The following is a 16356-nucleotide window of genomic DNA, read 5'->3' as shown; positions in this document are numbered from 1 at the left end:
GGCCGCTCCCGCGGCCGGTGCAGCGGCACCGGCCTGCGGCGCGACGACTCCGGCTTGCGGAGCCTGTGTCTGAGCTGCGCCGAGATTCACGACGGTCGGCGTCTGGGTCGCCGCGGAGTTGCTGCCGTTGGCGTTGTTGGAGATGACGAGGCCGACGACACCGATGGTGACGACGAGCGCGGAGATGACGGCCGCGACACCGGCCGAGGCCAGGATCGTCGGGACGCTGATCTTCGGCGCGCTCTGTTCCGGCGGGTACTGGGAGTACTGCTGGTCGGCGTATTGGTCACCGGCCGGGTACTGCTGCTCGCCGTACGAGTCACCCTGTGTCATTGGTCTGTACTCCTTGTGCCGGGACACTCGTCGTGCCCCCTGTCCTGCGTGTTATAGGTCAGGCTAACCTCGCCCGCTTGCGATCCCAAACCCGGTATCGCTATCGGGTTCGCCGGTATTACCGGATTTCGACGCCCTCCCCGGCGTCGACGCGGTCCGATCTGCGTACTCATCGGACAAACGTCCAGGTCAGGAGATGGTTCCGGAGAAGCGCCGGTATCCCTCGACGTCGGGTTTCAGCGACGCGGCCACCAGTTCCCACAGCACCTCGTCGGTGCCGCCACCGACGCGGGCCAGCTTCATGTCCCGCCACCATCGCGCCAGCGGGGTCTCGTCGGTGAGGAAGCCCGACCCGCCGAAGATGTGCATGCACTCGCCGATGACCTCTTCACCCAGCCGAGCCGCCGACACCTTCATCGCTGCCGCGGTCCGGAGGTCGAGCTTGCCGCCGACCGCTATCCCGGTCAGCGCGTGGCGGAGCATGTCGACTCGTGACTGGAGGTCGGCGACGCGTAGGCGTAGAGCCTGATGCTCGAAGAGCGTCTTGCCGAACTGGCTCCGCTCCTGCATCCGGGCGACCGTGATCCCCAGGACCTGGTCGCAGGATGCGGCGACCTGGCCGGCGATCGACAATCGCTCGTGGGCGAGACCCCAGCTGACCGCGGCCAGGCCGGTGCCGGCCCGTGCGATGAGGTGGTCGGCGGGGACGACGGTGTCGATCTCGACGGCCGCGGTGTCCAAGGGGCCGGCGCTCACCTTGTTGTACGGCGGCTGGATGTCGACCTGTGCGGTGGGCACCAGGATCAGCACCACGTTGCCGTGGCGGCTCACCTCGTCCTGCTCGACATCGCGCGCCACCACCAGGATGTAGTCGGCGATCGGCGACAGCGAGACGAACTTCTTGCGACCGGTGACGCGGTAGCCGTCTCCCTCGGTCCGGACGACCGTCTCCACGATCTGCAGGTCCGATCCGCCCGACGACTCCGAGGCAGCCAGACACAGCACGGCCTCGCCACGGATCGCCTGGTCGGCGACTGTGCGCAGGGTCTCCGACCGCCCGCCGAAGCGACGCAGGATCGAGATGGCCGAATCGTGCAGGCTCACACCGACACTGATCCCCGCCGAACCGAGTCGGCCCAGTGCGAATGCGAGTTCGAACAGTTTTGCGAGGTCGGGCTGCTTGCCGTCGCCCCATTTCTCGGCGAGCACTCCGCGCTCCCCCAGACGCTCGAGGAGCTTGCGCGGGAATCGTTCGGACTGTTCGGCTTCTTCGGTCCAGGCCCGGATCTCGTCGTCGAAGACCGAGTCGAGCAGCGCCCGGTAGCCCTCGATCGAGGTCGCCACGGTCACTTCCACTCCCCCGACTCGACGAGCTGCTTGGTCTCGAGACGGCGCAGTTTGCCCGACGTGGTTCGGGGGACCGAACCCGGCTCGACGAAGATGACGTCGGCGGGGACGATGCCGCACTCGGAGGCGACCTCGGAGATCACCTCGGCCCGTGCTCCGTCGCGGTCCTCACCGCGGTACTCGGCGACCACCACCAGACCCGGTCGCGCCGACCCCTCGCCGCGTGCCATGGCGACGACGCCGCCGCGCTTCACGCCGACGACGCTCGCGGCCGCGCGCTCCACCTCGACCGGGAAGAGGTTGCGGCCGGCGACGATCACGATCTCCTTGGCGCGACCGCAGATGACCAGCCGTCCGTCGACCAGGTAGCCGAGGTCGCCGGTCGGAAACCACTCACCGTCGTGCAGAGGTGCGTGCCCGAGGTAGCCGTTCATCATCGAGGTGCCGCGGATCTCGACGTGCCCGACGTCGCGTCCGTCGATCCGGGGGACGTCGATGTTGGGCTCGACGATGCGGATCTGCATACCGCCCAGCGGTTTTCCAAGGATCGCATACCGCTTGCGGATCGGCTCGGCGCCCTCGGTCGGCGGCGTGACGGTGACCTCGTCGTATTGGGCGCCTTCACCGACGGCAGGCATCGTCACCGCGCAGGTGGATTCGGCCATACCGTACGCGGGCGAGGCCGCGGCCGGATCGAAGCCGAAGCGCTCCGTCTCGGCGAGGAACTTGTCGAAGGCATCCGGATCGATCGGCTCGCCGCCGCTGATCGAGACGCGCAGGTTCGACAGGTCGGCGTCCTTCAGCAGCTTTCCGTAGCGGCCGAGGATGTCGTAGGCGAAGTTCGGCGCCGCGGTGACCGTCGCCTTCGACTCGGTCAGCCACTCCAGCCATTTGAAGGGCGAGGCCGCGAATGCCGAGTTCGGGACGAGGTAGAGGGGGATGCCGGTGCCCATACCCGCGAGCAGGAAGGTCAGTCCCATGTCGTGGTAGAGCGGCAGCCAGCTGAATCCACTGTCACGGGTGCGATGCAGTCCCAACCGTGCGATGAGCTCGGTGGTGTTGGTGCGGACCGCAGCAGTCGAGAGCACCGCGGTCTTGGGTTCTCCGGTCGATCCGGCCGTGCCCTGGAGCACGGCGGGTGCGTTCGCCGGGAGCTGACGCGGCTCGAAGCCCGACGTGTCGACACCCAGTCCGTACTCGGCGACCTGCTCGACCCGCAGCCAGCCGTCGATCTTCCCGAGGAGGTCGAGCTGTGGGCCGCTGCCCAGCACGGTGCCCACGCCGATGTCGACGAAACGCGCGTAGGTGCTCTCCGCCCAGCGCACCTCGTCGGCGCCGCGGATCGGTCCGGGGAGGATCGACACCGCGACACCCGCCAGCCAGGCACCCTGGACCGCGGCGACCATGTCGACCGTCGGGTCACCGATCAACCCGACCGCGTGGGGTTCGCGTCGCTGGCGGTCGTCGACGATCTGCGTCGCGATCTCGGTGGCCCGCGCGTGGACTTCCGGCCAGGTGCGCCGGACCCATTCACCCGACTCGGTGTCGAGAACCGACAACTGCTGCTCGCCTGCCAGCATCGCCTCGCTGACCGAGGAAGCGAGAACGCTCGCGGTGCCGGCCTCGTCGAGAACGGTGTTCTGCTGCATCACTGAAAACTTTCTCTCGAAGGCGCGCCGGGCCTGATGACGAGGGCACGCCTGAACGTCGAACGGGTGCACCGAGGGGGTCCACACCGTCGATCTCAACCTAGCTGAGGCTAGCCTAAGCTAGCGCTCAGGTCACCCCCTGGGGCGACGTCTGTGGCCTCCGTCGCATCGGCCGACCTGCCAGGAAGCGGTAGGTGCGTTCGAGGACCGCCGACCGCGCAGCGCTCTCCGGGTCCATCAACTCGTTCTCTGCGAGCGGGCTGTCCTCGTCACCGACGGTCTCGGCGTCGAAGAGGACCAGCGTCTTCCCTTCTCCGCGCAGGGCGTCGACGGTGGTGACCAGCGATCCGCTGCGATCCATCTCGGCCCGGAGTCGATCCAGCGGGACGTCCAGGTGCTCGGCCAGCAAGCGATCGCGCACGTCGACGATCCGGGCGCGATGCTCGTCGCCCCGTGGGTCGGTGTCGGTGACCTCGACGGCCAGGTCGCACTCGCTGTCGAGGCCCATCGATCGGTTGTTGAGGTTCGAGGACCCGACGCGTAACAGCATGTCGTCGACGACCAACACCTTGGCGTGGACGTAGATCGGGGCGCCGTCCGCGGTGACCGGGTGGTACGCGCGGAACCGGTCGGATCCGTCGGCCGCCCACAGCCGATGCAACAGCCGGCGGCGCGCACCGTCCATCGCCCGCTGCTCCAACCAGCCGTCGGCGTGCCGCGGCAGCACCACCACGATCTCCGGACCGTCGGGCTCACGTAGCCGCTCGACGAGGGCGTCGACGATCACCCGGGCCGCGAGGTACTGACTCTCGATGTAGAGCCGGTGCCGCGCGGCTCCGATGGCGGTCAGGTACAGGCGTTCGATCTCGCGTACCTCGTCCCGATCGTCGAGATGTGGCAGCGTGCGTGCAACCGCCACGTCGACCTTCGCCAGGGTCGGGAGGAGGCCGTCGGGCCAGGGATCGCCGTCGAGTTCCGGTGTGGGATCGAGGCGTTCACCCGTTGCCGTCTCCCATCGGTCGCGGGCGACCTCGGCGATGACCGCGGCGGCGGCACCGTCGACCGCCGTGGTCGCATCGTGCCACGGCCCGTAGGACTTCCCGGACGGCGTGACCCGATGGTCGTCGTGGTCGGGATGCCCCGGTCGGTCCCAGCGGTCGACGGTCATGTCGATGCCGCCGCAGAACGCGATCCGATCGTCGATCACGACGATCTTCTGGTGGTGCGCCCCTCGCAGCGGATGCCGGGTGTCGATCTCGAGATGCACCCGGGAATGGCTGAGCCACTTGGAGATGAAGACCGGTGTCATGCCGCGGGAGATGGCGGTGAATGCGCCGACACTCCACTTCAACAGGTGGACATGGAGATCCGGTCGGTTCCGGGGCAGCCACTCCAGGAACTCGCCCAGCTGATTCGGTCCGTCCAGCGTGCTGCCATCCGGCTCGAACTCGATCCGGGTGTCGAAATCCCATCCGATCAACAGGATTCGACGCTGCGCCGTCAGCATCGCGGCCTTCGCATGGCGGAAGTAGTCGGCGGCGTCGACGATGCACGCCAGCCGATCGGCGCGTCCGGTGGCGAAGCAGTTGTCTCCGGGCACGAGCAGCGGTGCCCGGTCCTCGGGTGGTGTCGTGTTCATCCTCGGTCGTCCCCCTCGCGGTCCTGGGCGCGCTCCCCGCGCGCCGAATCATCTCCCCCGGCGCCCCTGCCGTCTCCGGCAGCCCCGCCGTCCCCAGGAACCCCGTCGTCCCCGTCCGGCGCCTCGTCGTCGGCGGGATTGTCGAAGGTGACCGCGATGTCCTGGAAACCCTTGCTGCGCTGCGCCTGCGCCTGGGCGGCATAGGCGGCCTCGTCGCCGGCGGTGAGGTGGACGTTGTCGGTGAACGGTGTCAGCAGCGACCGCGGGAACAGCTCGTCGACCCGCACCGCGTTGAACTCGAGGCAGAACACGAACAGGATGGCGGCGACGTAGAGGAAGGCGAGCAGACCGAGGACCACCGCGAAGATGCCGTTGGTGGTGCTGGCGTTGCCGATGACCTGCTGCACGTACACGCTGCCGAAGGACTGCATCGCCTGCCATCCGATCGCGGCCGCGGCGGCACCGGGAAGCACCTCGCGTACGGTCACTCCTCGCGCGGTACCGATGCGGAAGGCGACGACGAACACAGCCGTGTTGAGCAGCACGGACGCGACGATGACGGCGATGCGTCCGAAGGAACCCAGCTCGATCGCCGACACCACACCGTTGATGATGGCGAGTCCGATCACCGCTGTCCCGACGGTCGACAGCAGCAGCAATCCCTTCCCGCGTGCCACGAACGGGTCGGGACGTTCGTTGCGGGGCACCGCCCACACCACGTTCATCGCGTTCTGGGCGGCTACGGCCACCCCGAGCCCGCCGTACAGCGAGCCGATGACGCCGATCACGATCGCCGGCACACCGCCGCTGAGTTGTTCGGGGGTGCCCAACTGGTCACCGATGACAGGGATCTGACTGAGGGCGGAGTCGAGGATGCGTTGCTGCAGGTCCGGCCGGTCGACCAGCACCAGGCCCAGCACCGTCGAGAACAGCAGCAGCAGCGGGAACAACGAGATGAACGCGTAGTAGGCCAGGAGCGCGGCGAGGTACCCGCCCTGATCGTCGACGAACTTGTAGACCACGGCGAGTGGGAATCCGGTCGCGGGATGTTTGCGCTGGAAGTCGTCGATGCGCGCGGACAACGACACCGGCATGCCTTCCGTTCCTCGACCAGAGCCCGGCAAGTGTATCGCGGCGACTGGTGGGGCCCGGTTCGGAACCCGCGAGGACCTCGCTGTGACGCCCCCGGCGTCAGACCAGAACGGTGTCCCGCACGAAATCGGAGATCAGCGTGCTGATCCCGTCGGGATCGGTCAGGTGCGGGTGGTGACCGTGTCCGGCCAACAGGTGCGTGGCGGCACCGTCGGGCGCCCGCTCGGAGATCCGGTCGAGTTGGAGGTCGGTCGCGTAGTTGTCGTCGGCGCCCTGGATCACCTGGAGCGGTGCGTGGATACGCGCCACCGCGTCGGTGATGTCGAAGTCGGCGAACTCGTCGGAGAGCCACACCGTCGACCACCGCTCGAAGAGGCGATCGGGATCGTCGTGGAACATCGCGAGCGATGGCCGCACCGTGTCGCCGAACGATGCTGCGGTGCTGCGGATACCTGCGAGGGTGGCTTCCTCGACGACGATGTGAGGCGCGATCAGGGTCGCCCCGAGGACCGGGTGCTCACTCGCGTAGATGGCGGCGATCGATGCGCCGTCACTGTGTCCGACCAGGTACGGCGCGTCGATCGACAGATCGGTGAGCACCCTCGGGAGGATCTCCAGCGCCTGCGTGTGCAGATACCGCGGACCGTCGGGTCCGTGCCCCACCGAGCCGCCGTAGCCATGCCGCGAGTACACGAGCACGCGCAGGCCGGTCTGGCGGGCGAACAGCGCGGGTAGCCGCCCCCACTGGCCGGTCGAGCCCAGGCCCTCGTGCAGGAAGACAGCCGTCGGCCGGCCCGGATCTCCCTCGTGGATGACGTACTCGAGGTCTCCGACCGGATGGTCGAGGAGGGGCACGTCAGATCACCACCCGTGATTCGACACGTCGAACATGTTGGCGCCCAGCTGTGCCCGACCGACGTAGTCGAGGCAGTCGGCCGGTTTGGCCGGCATGATCGAGCAGAACTGGACCTCACGCAGGAGCCGCTGCATCGGGCCGTCGGCAGCCATCGCGGCGGAGCCGACCAGCGCCACCGACTGGGCCGCCAACGCCTGCGCGGCCTCACCGAGGTGGTGCTTCGCGGCGTAGACGAGTGCGTTGGTGGACGGGTCCGAGCGATGGTCGGCGACCGCGCGGGCCGCATTGAGCGTGAGCGCGCGAGCGGCCTGCAGGCGGACCACCATCGACCCCAGACCTTGGACGTCGGTGTCCCGCGAACGGCGTCGTTCGTCTGCCGAGAGCCGCTCGGTCGCGAAATCGACGACCGCCGTGGCCAATCCGAGATAGGCGCCGAGATAGCCAGCGGCCATCCAGTGCGGTTCTCGTACGACCTTGAACAGCGACATGCCCTCGACACCGAGGAACAGGCGTCGCGACGGGATCCGGGTGCCGTCCAGGAACATCTGTGCGGTGGACGTGCCGCTCAGCGCGGTCCCCCGCCATTCCGGTGAGAAGGAGACGCCGGGATCGCCTGCACTGACCACGAAGTGGGACACCTCGTAGTCGGTGTCGGTGTCTGCCGGACGCGCCGTCACCACATAGTGGTCGGCGACGTTGGACAGCGACACGAAGGACTTGTGTCCGTCGAGGACGTAGTCGTCGCCATCACGTCGGTAGGCGGTCGAGATGCCGCGCAGCCGCGCACCGGTGGAGGGTTCGGATGCCGCCGAGGCGAACATGCGCTGGTGATCGACCACTTCGTCGACCACCCAGTCGCGGAAGGCGACACCTGTCGCACCGAGCGCATCGCCGTCGGTCTCGAACAGCGAACCGATCGCGACGTTGTGCATGTTGAAGCCCAGCGCGATCGCACCGTTGGCGGCGCCCAATTCGGCCAACAGAACGGTGTAGTCGCCGAAGTCGAGGCCCAGGCCACCCCGTTCGCGCGGGATCATCGCCGACAACAGACCGGACTCCCGGATCAGCGCGTAGGCCTTCACCGGAGCCTCGGTCCCCCGGTCGATCGGATCGGCGAGCTCGGCGAGTTCTGGCGTGACCTCGCGGGCGAGGTCGAGGGCGGCGTCCAGCGGACGAACAACAGTTGTCATGTCAGTTCCCCACGGGCAGTCCGAGTTCACGGGCGATCGACACCCGCAGCAGGTCGTTGGTGCCCGCATAGATCGACGCGGCCAGCGCGCTCGTCGTGTTGATGGCGTAGCCGGAGTCGGCGATCACCGCGCGCGCCCCGAACAGCGGCGCGGCGGAGGTCTCGAACTGCAAGAGGTCCTGCGCGCACGAGATCTTCACCTGCGCGGCATCGGTCGAGAGTGCGCTCATCGGCGTGGTCTGCGAGTCGATGCGGCGGGCCATGTCGTACACCAGGGTGCGGACGCGGTGCCGGATGATCGCGAGATCGGCGACGCGGGCTGCCACCAGCGGGTTGGCGCCCAGACTGCGGCCGAATTGCTCACGATCACGCAGCCAGGTGACGGCGCGGTCGATGGTCGCCGCCATGCCGCCGAGCGCGTAGCTCATCAACAGTGCCCGCTCCCAGGTCGTGGTGCTCGCCAGGAAGGCGAGCCCGGAGCCCTCGGTGGTCACCAGATCGGCGTCGGTCGCGACCACGGCGTCGAAATCGATGGCGCCCATGGGCACCTCGGTCAGTGCGACCTTGTCGAACGGGGTCGACCGCTCCACGCCGGCACGATCGGACGGGATGAGGAAGGAGCTCAGCGCGAACGGATGACGGGCCTCGTCCGTGCGTGCGAAGGTGAGGATCACGTCGGCCTCGGGCGCGGCGGTCACGTAGGCCTTGCGGCCGTCGAGTCGGTACTCGCCCGAGTCGGATCGGATTGCGGCCGTGCGCATCGACAGCGGATCCGAGCCACCGGTCTCCTCGGTGAGCGCGTGGCAGAGTATGAGCGAACCGTCGAGGATCGCATCCGCGTAGGGCGCCAGCGGCTTCTTCGACAGCGTCGACAGCGGCCACTGGATGCCGAAGATCTGTGAGGCCACGGCGTAGGTCAGCCCGGCCGGCACACCGGCACGTCCGATGCCCTCGATCACCGAGACCGCGTTCTCGATGAGTCCGTTCCCGGTCTCACCACGTAGGGAGTCGGCCATCACCGCGTTCACCGACGGCGTGCGCACCAGTCGGCGCCACCCCGCGCGAAAGCCCTCGGCGGTGAGGTCGGCCGCATCGGGGCCGATCTCGTCGACGACCGCAGCGGTGACGTCGGCCGGGCGGGCGGTGACCGTCACCGTGCGTCCTGGTCGAGGACGGCGAGGACGCTGGCATGCAGCGTCGCCGGGGTCCGGAAGTTGCGGGCGACGACGAGGTCTTCGGGCAACTTGCGGCCGAGTCGCTGTTCGAGTTCGGCGACGATGTTGACCAAGGTCAGCGAGTCGAGCATCCCGGTGAGAAGGATCTCGGTGTCGGCGTCGATGGTCTCGGTGCGGCCGTGCTTGCGCGCGATGGCATCCGAGACCACGGCGGCCACGTCATCGACCGAAAGGGTCGCCGCCCCGTCGAGGCTTTCCTGGGTCATTGCCCGTTCTCCTGATCTGTGAGTGATTGTGCAGCAAGATCTTCGAGCAACACCCGATCGACCTTTCCACGACGATTGATGGGGAGCGGTGAACGGTGCACGATCAGATCCGGTTGGGAGGTGATCGGCAGTCGGGCCCGCAGCAGTTCGCCGACCTCGTCGGTGATCGCCGCCCCGGCGTCGGCCTCCGACGTCTCGACGAACAGCACGATGGCGCGGTCGGGTCCGGTCGCGACTGCAGCGGCGCCGACGACGGGGTCGGCATCGATGGCGATGGCCTCGATGCCGGAGAGGTCGATACGGTAGCCGCGACGCTTGATCTGACTGTCGGCGCGGCCCTTGAGGATCAGTGCGCCGTCGGCGTCGCGGTGCGCGAGATCGCCGGTGCGGTAGGCGCGTCGGATCTCGCCGTCGGGAAAGCGTACGTCGACCGCGGGATCCACGACGGTTCCGTCGACCACGTACCCGGTCAGCAGCGGTGCACCGGCCACGACCAGCTCACCGACCTCTGCCGGTTCCAGGTCGTCGTCGACGATGCAGGTCTGCACGTCGGCGATCGGCGCGCCGATGGGTACCGGTCGCTCCGATTCCCAGAGGCGCATGTCGGCAGCGGTGCACACGTTCGTCTCGGTGGGCCCGTACCAGTTGCGGACCTCGACGCCGGCGAATGCGGCCAGCAGTTCGGCGAGTCCGGGCGCCGGATACGGTTCCCCCGCGAAGGCGATGGCGCGCAGCGCAGGCAAGGACTTCCGACCGCCGTCCACCGCTCGGACGACCCCCTTGAGGAGTGTCGGGACCGCGTAGATCGCGGTGATGTCGTTCTCGGCCAACCAGTCGACGGTGTCTGCGGCAAAGGCCTTCAACCACTCCGGGAAGATGACGGCGGATGCGCCCGCCACCGCGGTGGCGAAGATGTCGAAGGTGCTCATGTCGAAGGTGAGCGCGGCCTGCGCCGCGATCCGGTCCTCCGGGCCCAACCACAGCGACTCCGCCGCCCAGCGCGCGAAATGACTCACCGCGTCGGCCGACAGCAGCACGCCCTTGGGGACACCGGTGCTGCCGGAGGTGAAGAGCAGGTATCCGGATTCGCGGAACTCCGGCGGCGTCACGACATCCTGACGATGCGTGAGCGCGAGACCTTCGCCGACCTCCGCGGCCGTGGCCGTGGCGGCCGCGACCTCACCCGCACGCTCCGCGGGTACCAGCAGGTGTGAGATCGCCGCTTGCTCGACCAGCGACAGGGTGCGCTCCGGCGGGTCGTTGACGTCGAGCGGTGCGACGACCGCGCCGGTGGCGATGACGGCGTGGATCGCGATCACGGCGGTCACCGACCGCGGGAGGTACACGGCGACCGCCGACCCCTCCCCGATACCGGCTGCACGTAGCCGGTCGGCCACCTCGCTGACGCGCTGGTGGAGTTCGCGGTAGGTGAGTTCCTCCGACTCGGAGCGGATCGCGCAACGGTCGGCGTGATCGACGGATGCGGCGTCGAGGATCTGAGCCAGTGCACTCGACGTCCCGGCGGTCCGGCCGGTCGACGAGCGCAGCGTCGACAGAGTGTCCATGAACCTTCAGCCTTGTCGGGCAGACCCGGGGTCGGGCTGTGGCCCAACCGATCCGGGTGATGCGTCTGCGATGGATCGATAGCGTGGCGGCGAGGACGTCGTACGGTGGCCGCATCGGCGGCCCGGCCGACCGATCAGGTGATGCCGAGTCCGGCCGGCGAGGCCGCACTCCGGCCCCGCATCAGCCGCTCGCACCGGGGAGATCGGCCCCCCGAGACGACGTCGTGACGCCTTCACCATCATATGTCAGGCAAGCCTTACCTCATTGTTGGGTTGGTCTCACACGTGCGGTGACGTGCGTCGCCGTCCGTCGGATCAGGCCGGCGCGAGCTGCTGACGCAGGACGTTCTTGTCCATCTTGCCCAGCGGCGTCAGCGGCATCTCGTCGATGATGTTCACGATGTCGGGAGCCTTGTACAGCGCCAGCCCGGCCTCGGACTCCAGGAAGTTCGCCAGATCGCGACGCGTAGGGGGTTCCTCCGCTCCCGGCTCGACGACCACGAATGCGACCGTGCGCTCACCGAGCGTCGGGTCGGGCTCGCCGATCAACGCCACCGAGCGGATCAGCGGGTGCTTCAGCAACGCCCCCTCGACCTCGGTGGCCGCGATCTTCTCACCGCCGCGGTTGATCTGGTCCTTGATGCGTCCCGAGACGATGAGGTGTCCGGTGTCGAGTCTGCGCACGAGGTCACCGGTGCAGTAGAAACCGTCGTCGGTGAACGACTTCACGTTGTGCTCGGGGGCGTCGAAGTACCCGCGCAGCGTGTACGGGCCACGGACGGTCAGCTCGCCGACCTCACCGTTGGGCACCTCGTTGCCGTCGGAATCGACCACGCGGATCTCGTCGTACGGCGACACGGGGACGCCCTGCGCGGTGGCCAGCAGTTCCGGGTCGTCGTCGAGATATGTTGCACAGAACAGTCCTTCGGACATTCCCAGGATCTGCTGCAGAGTCGCGTCGAACTCGTCGATGATCCGTCGCGCCTCGTGGTCGGAGAGCCGGGCCGATCCGATCTCGATGATCCGAAGGCTGCTCAGGTCGTTGTCGGTGAACTCGCGCTCGTCGAGCCACACCGGGGCGAGCTGCGGGTTGATGGCCGTCATGGTCACACCCTCCTGCTCGATCAGCTCGAACACCACCGACGGATCCTGCGTCCGCGCCAGGACGACCTTGCCGCCGACCCGGAAGGTGGCCAGGATGCCGGGGCAGTTCCAGGTGTAGTTGAACGCGATGGGCAGCACCGCGAGGTAGACGCTGTCGGCGTCGAGGCGGCTCCGCTCACCTGCGGCCCGCGAGTTGTATCCGTAGTCGTCGTGGGTTCGGCCGATCAGCTTGGGCATACCGGTCGTGCCACCGGAGAGCAGCAGCAACGCGATGTCGCCAGGATTCGCGACATCCTCGATCGGTCCGGAGCCCGGGCGGTACAGCGACGAGAACTCGGTGAACCGGTCGTCGGCGGCGTGGTCGCCGAGGTCGCCTGCGATCACGACCGACCGCAGCGAGGGGGTGGAGTCGATGATCTGCTTCGCCAGGTCACGATGGTCGAAGCGATTGAACACGTCGGTGGTGATGTAGACCGTGGCGCCGGTCGCACCGGCGAGGTGCCCGACCTCGGCCTGGCGATGCCCGGGCTGGGTGTGCACCGGTACGGCGCCGAGTCGCTGCAGCGCGAACCAGCCGATGATGAACTCGGCCGAGTTCGGCAACTGCAGCAGCACCGCGTCGCCGGCCCGGACACCGAGTTCGCGCAGACCGTGTGCGAGATCGGTGGCGCGCTCGGCGAGTTCGGCGTAGGTGATCCGCTTGTCGCCGTCGACGATGGCCGTCGACGAACCGAAGTCGCGGGCCCAACCGTCGAGGCGCGCGCTGAAGGTCAACCCCTCCCAGAGGCCCAGCTCCCGGTACTTCGCGGCGAAGTCCGCGGGCCAGTCCGGGATCTTGCTCCGGATCGAATCCCCGGTCCTGATGTCAGTCGACTGGGTGCCGCTGGTCGTCATGAGCTGCCTTTCCACACGAGCGAAGTGATGTCGGCGCAGGCCACAGCAGCATTCCCCGCGGTGAGAACCCTCATCCCGAATGGATTGCGCCGCCGTGGTCGTCGCACGGGCGGCGCGCATGCGTCCGCCCGATTCGATCGCCGGGACTCAACCCGGCAATCCACACATAGTTGGTGAGGGTATCCTAACAACCCGTCTTCGTCTAATCTCCGACGTCCACCGAGGCAATGATCACGATCGTCTGGTCGGACGAGGGTCGTGTTTGCCCGATCCGGCTATCCTCGCCGCCATGGGCAAAGGTTTCAACGGACTCATCCTCAAGGCCATGGGCGGCAGCGACTATCGCCTGACCGTCACCTCGTCGCGCGCCATCACCGACAAGTATCTGCGTCTCGGGTTCACCGGCGGCGGGGTGCTCACCGACCACCCCGTCCACCCGACGCAGTGGCTCCGACTCTGGATCCCGGACGGCGACGCCATCCAGCAGCGCGGCTACACACTCGTCGAACCCGACGCCGCCGCAGACACTTTCGACATCGAGTTCGCGATCCACGACGGCCCAGCCGCTCGCTGGGCCCAGTCGGCGCAGCCCGGCGACCAGATCGAGGCTACGGTGATGGGCTCCAAGTTCCAGATCCCGGAGACCCGCCCGTCGGAGTACGTCGTCTTCGGCGACACGGCATCGTTGCCCGCGATCAACTCCCTGCTCGGCGCGATCGGCGACACCCCGGCCCGCGTCTGGCTCGAATGGCAGTACGAGTCGGACAAGGGGTTGCCGGTGAACGCCGGTCCATCGACGACGGTCACCTGGCTCGAGCGGGTCAACGACGGCCAGTTGCTCCGTGAGACGGCCGAGCAGATGACCTGCGCCCCGGATGCTTTCGCCTGGATCGCCTGCGACGGGCTCACCACGCGATCGATCACCAAGACCGTGAAGACCCAGCACGCCCTGCCGAAGACGTCGGTCAAGGCGCAGGCGTACTGGCGCTGACCGGGGCAATCGGGGTCTGCTGCGCGTAGGGCGAGGTGCAGGCTCAGTCGGCTCGACCCGGCGGTAGAGCGTCCGAGTTGGCAGGTGGCCGGGCACTGTCCGGCCGAACAACCTCGCTGGCATGGCATCCGACAAGCAAGCGACGCTCCTCGCCAATCTCACTCGCGAACGGTTCATGCTGGAAGCCGTCGCGAAGGTCACTGGTCTCCGCGATCACGAAGACCTTCACGCCGAAGCACTCGACCTCGATTCTGGGGCGGCGAGCGATGCGATCACCCGACTACGTGCCGAGATCAAGAGCCTCCGCGACCAGCGACCGATCACGCGCTGGGTCGATGCCGACCCCCAATGGCGCGACGCGACAGGAAGCCGTATGAACAATCACCGAGCAACAAGAGGTCTCGGCGGACATATCTCCGGTCCGACACCAAGCGCTGCCGCAGTTGCGAAGCAGCGGCGGATGCCCGTACGACACCATCAGTGGTCCCCTGACCTGGATTGATCCGGTCAGCGCACGCTCGTTCGTCGGAGGTTCCTGGCTTCCCTGCGATGGGTGTCTCGGGTGACGTCGCGCGTAAACCACACCTATCCCGGTGGTGGACGCCTGGGTGTGGCTGGTTCGTGCTGGTTCTGTGTGGTTTCGGTCGATGGGTGTCGGCGGAACCGATTTCTGTCGGTGGTCGGCGGTAGTGTTGTACTCAGATCAGGTGATGTATGGCCCCGATGGTGTGGGGCGAGTCAACGATGAAGCAGTCCAATTCATCTCGACACACCTAGTGTGTTGTCCTCGCCCGAAGGTGCCAGCCTCGTGTTCACCTATTCCGTTCACCACGCCGACGATGCGGCGCTGTCATCGAGTGGCGCTGGTGGGCTTGGTGAACACGGCCGGGCAGCGCAACGACTCGAACGCCAAGCCGCAGCCCGCAAAGTACTGCTCGCCCATCGGATCGGGCAGGCGATCTTCGACGACATGCTCCACCTCGACCCCGCCGATCTGCACCCCGCCGATCTGCACCCCGGCGTCGGCAACGCCGCGGAGAAAGCAGCGGTCGGGGAGGTGTCGCTGCAATTCGGGGTCTCACGCACCATGGCAGGCCGGTGGATGGAACTGGGCAGCATGCTCGCCGACCTGCCCCGCATCCGGATCGCGTTCCTGACCGGTGACTACACGCTCAACCGCGTCACCATCCTCGCCCACGCACTCGAACGCCTCGACCCGCACCTGCGCGAGACAGCACAAGATACGGCCATCTCCCTGGCCGGGCGTCCGGTCACCGACACCGTGCTGCGTGACCTACTCGACGAACTCGTCATCACCGTCGACCCCGACCAGGCCACCGCCGACCGCGAGGACTACGCCGACCGCTACCTCGACCTCACCATCACCAACGACGGACAAGGCCACTCCGCGATCGAAGCGACCGTGCCCGCCGAACACGGCGTACACCTCCGCACACGCATCGACACATTGATCGAGCAACGACTGTGCCCCGACGACCCCCGCACCATCGGACACCGACGAGTCGACGCACTCGCCGACATCCACGCACTCCCCGGAGCCCACCTGCAATGCCAATGCGGACTCCCCACCTGCCCCAAACGCAGACCCGGCGAGACACCCCCAGCTACGACCGCCCAACCAGACACCACCGGGACCCCTACGACTCGCCAGCCTGCCCCGACCCTGGTGCTCGAACGCCGACCCGACACCATTGCGCGCCTCCGCGGACACGGCGCCATCGACCCCGCCCACGCCGACCACATCGCAGCCATGCCCGGGGTCACCGTCATCGCCGCACCCGGCCCCGCCACCTCCGGCCCCCTCACCCCCGGCCTCGTCACACCCGGCGCCGGGGCGCTGTCAGCGACAACGCCCGCAGCCGTGCCGATCGACCCGACCGGACACGGCGGCTACCACCACTCACCACCGGGCGCCCTGACCTACACCCCGACAACAGCGTTACGCGCCCAGATACTGGCCACCGACCGCTACTGCCGATACCCGTTCTGCGGCATGCCCGCCGACAGATGCGAACTCGACCACCTCGTCACATTCGACCACACCAACCCCACAGCGGGCGGCTGGACCCTGCCCGCAAACATCGCACCCCTGTGCACACCCGACCACCACCGCAAACACCTCCGTCGATGGATCCCCCACATGAACACCGACCGCACCATCACCTGGCACAACCCCGAAACAGGACAGTCCCTCACCACATATCCGTGATGAGGGACCGTCGTCGGCGCCTACTA

Annotated in this window: 13 protein-coding genes and 1 pseudogene; 3 read left to right on the top strand and 11 right to left on the bottom strand. The window is 67.8% G+C overall.

Annotated features, from left to right (window positions below; genetic code table 11):
- The 11 genes and pseudogenes from GS4_RS22435 to GS4_RS22385 form a co-directional block, all read right to left on the bottom strand.
- Positions 1–333: pseudogene (locus GS4_RS22435) on the bottom strand (hypothetical protein); the annotation flags it as partial.
- Positions 334–522: 189 nt separating this feature from the next.
- Entirely contained in the window at positions 523–1683 is a 1161-nt protein-coding gene (locus GS4_RS22430; protein ID WP_040511496.1) for an acyl-CoA dehydrogenase family protein, read from the bottom strand.
- Positions 1680–3329: a long-chain-fatty acid--ACP ligase MbtM gene (mbtM, locus tag GS4_RS22425; RefSeq protein WP_007624886.1), complete on the bottom strand. Its 1650-nt coding sequence runs from the start codon at positions 3327–3329 to the stop codon at positions 1680–1682. The genes GS4_RS22430 and mbtM overlap by 4 nt, the downstream gene beginning before the upstream one ends.
- A 127-nt stretch (positions 3330–3456) precedes the next feature.
- A complete protein-coding gene (locus GS4_RS22420) occupies positions 3457–4968 on the bottom strand; it encodes a phospholipase D-like domain-containing protein (protein ID WP_007624884.1) in 1512 nt (503 codons plus the stop codon).
- On the bottom strand, positions 4965–6056 hold the full coding sequence (locus GS4_RS22415) for a YihY/virulence factor BrkB family protein (protein WP_083862827.1): 1092 nt from the start codon (positions 6054–6056) through the stop codon (positions 4965–4967). The genes GS4_RS22420 and GS4_RS22415 overlap by 4 nt, the downstream gene beginning before the upstream one ends.
- 103 nt (positions 6057–6159) lie before the next feature.
- Positions 6160–6915 carry an alpha/beta fold hydrolase gene (locus GS4_RS22410; protein WP_007624880.1) on the bottom strand — a complete coding sequence of 252 codons (756 nt, stop codon included), beginning with the start codon at positions 6913–6915 and terminating at the stop codon, positions 6160–6162.
- A 6-nt stretch (positions 6916–6921) separates the two neighbouring features.
- Positions 6922–8106 (bottom strand): acyl-CoA dehydrogenase family protein, encoded by a 1185-nt coding sequence (locus GS4_RS22405; protein WP_007624878.1) that lies wholly within the window; start codon positions 8104–8106, stop codon positions 6922–6924.
- A 1-nt stretch (position 8107) separates the two neighbouring features.
- The gene (locus GS4_RS22400) at positions 8108–9259 is read right to left on the bottom strand and encodes an acyl-CoA dehydrogenase family protein (protein WP_007624876.1); all 1152 of its coding nucleotides are present in this window, start codon (positions 9257–9259) and stop codon (positions 8108–8110) included.
- Entirely contained in the window at positions 9256–9546 is a 291-nt protein-coding gene (locus GS4_RS22395; protein WP_007624874.1) for an acyl carrier protein, read from the bottom strand. The genes GS4_RS22400 and GS4_RS22395 overlap by 4 nt, the downstream gene beginning before the upstream one ends.
- Positions 9543–11111, bottom strand: coding sequence for an AMP-binding protein (locus tag GS4_RS22390; RefSeq protein WP_007624871.1), 1569 nt, complete (start codon positions 11109–11111; stop codon positions 9543–9545). Before GS4_RS22390 ends, GS4_RS22395 begins: the two co-directional genes overlap by 4 nt.
- 315 nt (positions 11112–11426) lie before the next feature.
- Complete coding sequence (locus GS4_RS22385; RefSeq protein WP_007624870.1) at positions 11427–13109, bottom strand: (2,3-dihydroxybenzoyl)adenylate synthase; 1683 nt, start codon at positions 13107–13109, stop codon at positions 11427–11429.
- Between the two features lie 289 nt (positions 13110–13398).
- Here GS4_RS22385 and GS4_RS22380 point away from each other — a divergent pair, with 289 nt between their 5' ends.
- From GS4_RS22380 to GS4_RS22370, 3 genes are all read left to right on the top strand, one after another.
- A complete protein-coding gene (locus GS4_RS22380; RefSeq protein WP_040511494.1) occupies positions 13399–14100 on the top strand; it encodes a siderophore-interacting protein in 702 nt (233 codons plus the stop codon).
- A 121-nt stretch (positions 14101–14221) separates the two neighbouring features.
- Positions 14222–14602, top strand: a complete 381-nt coding sequence (locus tag GS4_RS22375; RefSeq protein ID WP_007624868.1) for a hypothetical protein — start codon at positions 14222–14224, stop codon at positions 14600–14602.
- Between the two features lie 306 nt (positions 14603–14908).
- The gene (locus GS4_RS22370; protein WP_007624867.1) at positions 14909–16330 is read left to right on the top strand and encodes an HNH endonuclease signature motif containing protein; all 1422 of its coding nucleotides are present in this window, start codon (positions 14909–14911) and stop codon (positions 16328–16330) included.
- The last annotated feature ends 26 nt before the right edge of the window (positions 16331–16356 follow it).

This window comes from Gordonia soli NBRC 108243 (assembly GCF_000334455.1).
Lineage (GTDB): Bacteria > Actinomycetota > Actinomycetes > Mycobacteriales > Mycobacteriaceae > Gordonia > Gordonia soli.
Note: the sequence above shows the minus strand (reverse complement) of the source record. Positions and strands in the feature narration are given on the sequence as shown.

What these genes read in the sequence shown, in the direction of transcription:
- mbtM (WP_007624886.1), bottom strand. Translation starts at nt 3,329, where the DNA reads ATGCAGCAGAACACCGTTCTCGACGAGGCCGGCACCGCGAGCGTTCTC.
- GS4_RS22420 (WP_007624884.1), bottom strand. Translation starts at nt 4,968, where the DNA reads ATGAACACGACACCACCCGAGGACCGGGCACCGCTGCTCGTGCCCGGA.
- GS4_RS22405 (WP_007624878.1), bottom strand. Translation starts at nt 8,106, where the DNA reads ATGACAACTGTTGTTCGTCCGCTGGACGCCGCCCTCGACCTCGCCCGC.
- GS4_RS22395 (WP_007624874.1), bottom strand. Translation starts at nt 9,546, where the DNA reads ATGACCCAGGAAAGCCTCGACGGGGCGGCGACCCTTTCGGTCGATGAC.
- GS4_RS22390 (WP_007624871.1), bottom strand. Translation starts at nt 11,111, where the DNA reads ATGGACACTCTGTCGACGCTGCGCTCGTCGACCGGCCGGACCGCCGGG.
- GS4_RS22385 (WP_007624870.1), bottom strand. Translation starts at nt 13,109, where the DNA reads ATGACGACCAGCGGCACCCAGTCGACTGACATCAGGACCGGGGATTCG.
- GS4_RS22380 (WP_040511494.1), top strand. Translation starts at nt 13,399, where the DNA reads ATGGGCAAAGGTTTCAACGGACTCATCCTCAAGGCCATGGGCGGCAGC.
- GS4_RS22375 (WP_007624868.1), top strand. Translation starts at nt 14,222, where the DNA reads ATGGCATCCGACAAGCAAGCGACGCTCCTCGCCAATCTCACTCGCGAA.